Here is a 619-nt window from a genome sequence, read left to right on the forward strand (position 1 = left end):
GGGGGTGTTACAAAAGTCGCTACGACTAATTAACACCCTCTTTTGTATTTATAGCTCCCTCTTGCGACTTTATTAGGTTGCATTTTTTTCTTTTTATTAACTCTGTTAGCTAGCCGTTTTGCAGAAGGTTTTTTGAAAACCTCTGCCTTAAGATCCACCGGAGCCACCCAAAACTGAGGTAATTTTCCAGAGGTGGCAAATCGCATATATTTACGCAGATTTAATCCCAGACATGTCAGTGCAAACTCGACAGTTACACGCTCCAAAGATGTTCTTCTAAATCGGGTATAGGCCATATTTTGCTTAATGTTCCCAAAGACTCCTTCGATTTGACAGCTTCTGTTCACTCGCATCTCAATACCTCTAGGACTGAGCAGTAAATCCCTGGCTTTTTGCTTCAACTGCATAAATCTAGGCTGTACTTCAAAAAACTTCTCATCACCAGTCTTTTCACTCATAAAGCGCCGGCAATAAGGCATAAACTCACAGCCTGTACATCCCGTAACTCGATAGAAAACGACCCCCGGTTTTTTAGGGTGACGGTTTTTAATTTCGGTTATGTATCCCTTTCGTTTGCCCAAACACAAGATGCTCCCGTCGGCCAAGGACTCGTAAACGG

General features: G+C 42.6%; 1 protein-coding gene. It reads right to left on the reverse strand.

Annotated features, from left to right (window positions below; all coding sequences use genetic code 11):
* Positions 1 to 29: 29 nt before the first annotated feature.
* Positions 30 to 619 (reverse strand): transposase (locus H5985_RS09250; RefSeq protein ID WP_205051020.1); only part of this gene is annotated, 590 nt, incomplete at its 5' end.

This window comes from Parasutterella secunda (assembly GCF_016901835.1).
GTDB lineage: Bacteria > Pseudomonadota > Gammaproteobacteria > Burkholderiales > Burkholderiaceae_F > Aphodousia > Aphodousia faecavium.